This window comes from uncultured Cellulomonas sp. (assembly GCF_963527515.1).
GTDB lineage: Bacteria > Actinomycetota > Actinomycetes > Actinomycetales > Cellulomonadaceae > Cellulomonas.
The window spans coordinates 1-4070 of record NZ_CAURTV010000179.1 but is presented as its reverse complement, the minus strand read 5'-3'; the positions used below and the strand labels follow the sequence as shown (position 1 = coordinate 4070).

4 protein-coding genes are annotated in these 4070 nt (G+C 72.9%); all 4 read right to left on the bottom strand.

Annotation, left to right across the window (positions count from 1 at the left end):
* A partial coding sequence (locus RYN42_RS19950; RefSeq protein ID WP_315099310.1) for a phosphate ABC transporter substrate-binding protein PstS occupies positions 1 to 1360 on the bottom strand: 1360 nt, incomplete at its 3' end.
* 32 nt (positions 1361 to 1392) lie between these two features.
* Positions 1393 to 2517: a phosphate ABC transporter permease PstA gene (gene pstA, locus RYN42_RS19945; RefSeq protein ID WP_315099307.1), complete on the bottom strand. Its 1125-nt coding sequence runs from the start codon at positions 2515 to 2517 to the stop codon at positions 1393 to 1395.
* Positions 2517 to 3530, bottom strand: coding sequence for a phosphate ABC transporter permease subunit PstC (gene pstC, locus RYN42_RS19940; RefSeq protein ID WP_315099304.1), 1014 nt, complete (start codon positions 3528 to 3530; stop codon positions 2517 to 2519). The genes pstA and pstC overlap by 1 nt, the downstream gene beginning before the upstream one ends.
* A gap of 117 nt (positions 3531 to 3647) precedes the next feature.
* Positions 3648 to 4070: PASTA domain-containing protein (locus tag RYN42_RS19935; RefSeq protein ID WP_315099302.1), on the bottom strand; the 423-nt coding region annotated here is incomplete at its 5' end.

Here is a 4070-nt window from a genome sequence, read left to right as displayed (position 1 = left end):
CGCCCCCGGCACCGCTCCCGGTCCCCGGCGCGGCACCACCGCCAGCACCGGCACCACCGCCACCGCCGCCGGTCTGCCCCGCGCTCAGGCACGGCCCGGCGCCCTGCTTGTCGCACTCGGCGGGCGCCGGGGCGATCTCGGCCAGCTTGTTGCGCGCGAGGTCGCCCGCCACGAAGGTCGGGTTGTTGCACGTGGTGGCGTCGCGGTTGCTCACGTCGACGGCCGGGTCCGCCGCGCCCAGCTTGGCCACCTGCTCGAAGCCGGCCTGGACGAGGTTGAGCGGGAGCGGCGAGTACCCGTACGCGCCGGCCTTCCCCTGCCCCTGGCACAGCGAGTAGAACATGAAGTCCACCAGGCTCTGCCGCTTGTTGGTCGTCATGCGCGGGTCGCTGGCCCCGGTCGGCAGCAGCATGTAGCTGTACGACGACAGCGGGTACGACCGCGGGTCGGGGTTGGCGTAGACGTCGTCGAGGATCTGCGTGAGGTAGTTCTGCGAGGTCGGGTCGGAGTTGATCCGGGCCTTGGTCAGGGCCACGGCGACGGCGTACTGGGTGGGCTCCACGTACACGCCCGCGGCGTTGAGCACCTTGACCACCGGGTAACCCTTGTTGATCGGGTAGGAGTACTCGACGTAGGCGATCGTGCCGTTGCCGGCGTCCGAGGCGACCGTGTTCATCACCTGGTCCGAGCTGGAGGCACCGATCATGCGGCTCCCGCTCGGCTTCGGGTAGTAGGACGTCAGCCCCGACCGACCGAAGTAGGACCGCCAGATGGACGGCTGCGCGGTGTCCAGCCACGTGGTGAACTGCGCGGTCGTGCCGGACCCGTCCGAGCGGACCACCGGGATGATCGGCTGGTCCGGGAACGTGCGGCCGTTGTTGTCGGCGGCGATCGCGGGGTCGGCCCAGGTGGTGATCTGGCTGGTGAAGATCTTCGCGATCGTCTCCCCCGACAGGCGGATGTCACGCACGAGCTCCCCCCGGGACTCCAGGTGGTAGGTGAACGCGGTGCCGCCCGCGACGATCGGCAGGTACGCGAACTGCCGTCCGTTGGCGTTGTCCGCGTTCCCGTACTCGTCGGTCTGCTGGTACGGGATCTCGGAGATGCCGAAGTCGGTGGTGCCGGACGCGAAGTCCTTGCGCCCCTTGGACGACCCGCCGCCGGTGTACACGACCTTGATCCCGTTGGCGTCCACGTCGGCGATCCACTGGTCGACGATCACCTGGCTCCAGGTCGAGCCCGTGCCCTCGATCTGCCCGTACGCGGCGAACGCGGGCGCCTGCCCGGCGAGCAGCACGAGCACCACCGCCCCCAGGGCCGCGACGACGCGCCGCAGTCGGCGCCGGTCCGGATCAGGCACGTGTCCTCCAGGTCGGGGGCGCGGGAGCCGGGTCATCGCCGGCCCGTCCGCGGTCGGGCGATCCGCCGCGCCAGCACGAAGAGCGCCAGCACGAGGAAGAGCAGGATCGAGGCGGCGGCGAAGGCGCGCTGCACGTAGAGCGGCTCGCCGCTGCGGATCGCCGAGAAGATGAACAGCGGCAGCGAGTTCATGGCACCGGCCGTCGGGTCGAGGACGACGAACGACGCGGCGCCGGAGGTGAGCAGGACCGGCGACGTCTCCCCCACGCCGCGCGCGACGCCGAGGATGAGGGCGGTGGCCAGTCCCGCCCTGGCGGTGGGGAGCACCACGTGCCACACGGTGCGCCACCGCGACGACCCGAGCGCCAGGCTGGCCTCCCGCAGGCCTCCGGGCACCACGCGGAGCACCACGTCGGCGGCCCTCGCGATGATCGGCAGCATCATCACGGAGAGCGCGGCCGCTGCGGCGATGCCGGAGCGCGGGACCCCGAGCGTGAGGATCAGCACCGTGTAGACGAACAGCCCTGCGACGATCGACGGCAGGGCGGTCATCGCCTCGACGACCGTGCGGACGACGCGGGAGAAGCCGCCCCCCACCTCGGTCATGAACACGGCCGTGCCGATGCCGAGCGGCACGGTCAGGACCACCGCGATCGCGATCTGGATGAGCGAGCCGAGGATCGCGTGCAGGACGCCGCCCTGGGTCAGTTCGTCTCGTGGGCCGACGCCTGCCATGTCGTCGAAGAACATGTTCGCGTGGGTCAGCGCCCCCGCGCCGCGCACGAACGTGAACCCCACGGTGGTCACCAGGGCGATGCCGACCACCGCCGCCCCGCCGCTGATCACGGCGGACGCGAGCCGGTCCGTGACCATCGGCCCGTCGGAGGTGGCCGCAGTGGCGACGGTGAGGACCGCGAGGAGGACCGCGAAGGCCGTGAGCGCGAACGCCAGCGGGTTGCCCCAGGGCAGCAGCCGGAAGCAGACCACCCAGCTGAGCGCGATGCCGGCGAGCACGGCCCCCACGACGAGAGCCCGGTCCTCGGCCTTGGTCCCACCGGTGCGACGCCGACGCGGCGGCGGCGCGGACGTCGGGTCGTCCGCGGGTCGCACCCACGTGCGGGGTGCCGTGTCGGGGCTCCGCGCGTCGAGGACGGTCATCAGATGTCCGTCCCCACGCCGGAGCGGCTGCGCGCCACGACCATCGCGGCGACGGTGTTCACCACGAGCGTGCCCAGGAAGAGCACGAGACCCGCGGTGAGCAGCGCCGAGAGCTGGGCGTCGTCCGACTCGCCGAACCGCAGCGCGATCAGCGCCGAGACGGTGTTGGTCTCGATCTCCAGCGGCTGGAACTTCAGGTCGAACGCCGGGGAGATGATCAGGGCGACGGCGATGGTCTCGCCGAGGGCCCGGCCGAGGCCGAGCATGGTGCCGCCGATGATGCCGCCGCGCCCGAACGGGAGCACCACCGAGCGGATGACGCCCCAGCGCGTCGACCCCAGCGCGAGGGCCGCCTCCCGCTCGCCGAGCGGGGCCTGCGAGAACACCTCGCGCATGACCGCGGACGCCATCGGCAGCACCATCATCGCCACGGCCAGACCGGCGACGAACGCGGACGCGGTGTACCGGGTCTGCTCCCACAGCGCCGCGTGCGGGTCGGTGTCCACCTGGAAGAACGGGAGGAAGCCGAGGTAGGTGTGCAGCCAGCGCGCGATCCCCTTGGCGTACGGCTGGAGCAGCAGGAATCCCCACAGCCCGTAGATGATGCTCGGCACCGCCGCCATGAGGTCGACCACCGAGACCAGCGCGCCGCGGATCCGGGCGGGCGCGTACTCGCTGATGTAGAGCGCCGTGGCCAGCCCGAGCGGGAACGCGAACGCCAGCGCGACCAGCGCGACCGTCACCGTGCCGACGAGGACCGCGGCGATCCCCACCCGGTCCGCCTCCGGCTGCCACTCCGTCTCGGTGAAGAACGACCAGCCGTAGCGGCGCAGCGTGGGGAACGCCTGGACCGCCAGGAACACCCCGATGCCACCGGTGATGAGCAGGACCGTGGCGCCCACCCCGCGGGCCGCGACGACGAAGGCGCGGTCGGAGCCGCTCAGCCGCCCGGACAGTCGCCGGGGCAGCGCCGGGCCGACCTGCGGGTCGTCCACCCGCACCTGCGTGCTCATCGCCGCTGCCACGCTCCTCGCTGCTCGTCCGTGCTGCCTCCGCAGATCGAAACCTGGACCGATGACCGGGTGACGCCGGACCGGTGAACGGGGGACGAACGCGCGCAGCCGGAAGGCTCACGGGTCCGGGGGCGTCGAGGGGGTGGGCGTGGTGATGGGGGACGCGCTCGGCGCCGGCGACGGGACGACGGGCGCGACACCGACCAGCACGACGACCGTGCCGCCCACGGCCACGCGCGCACCGGCCTCGGGCTCGCTCCCCTGGACGAGGCCCGCCATCGGGCCGGGTACGGGCCGCTCCACGACCGCCAGACCGGCGGCCTCCAGGGTGGTGCGGGCCTCGGCGACGTCCCTGCCGCCGACGTCGGGCACGCCGACCAGCCCGGTCGCCAGGATCAGCGCCACCGCGTCGCCGGCACGTGCAGGCTCACCGGCGGCCGGGACGCTGCTCAGCACCGTCTCGGGCGGTGCCACCGCGTCGGCGTGCACCACCTCGCCGAGGGTGAGCCCGGCCGCGGCCAGCGCCGCACGGGCGTCGGC

Excerpts from the sequence above, each read along its gene's own strand:
- pstC (WP_315099304.1), bottom strand. The coding sequence starts at position 3,530 with ATGAGCACGCAGGTGCGGGTGGACGACCCGCAGGTCGGCCCGGCGCTG.
- pstA (WP_315099307.1), bottom strand. The coding sequence starts at position 2,517 with ATGACCGTCCTCGACGCGCGGAGCCCCGACACGGCACCCCGCACGTGG.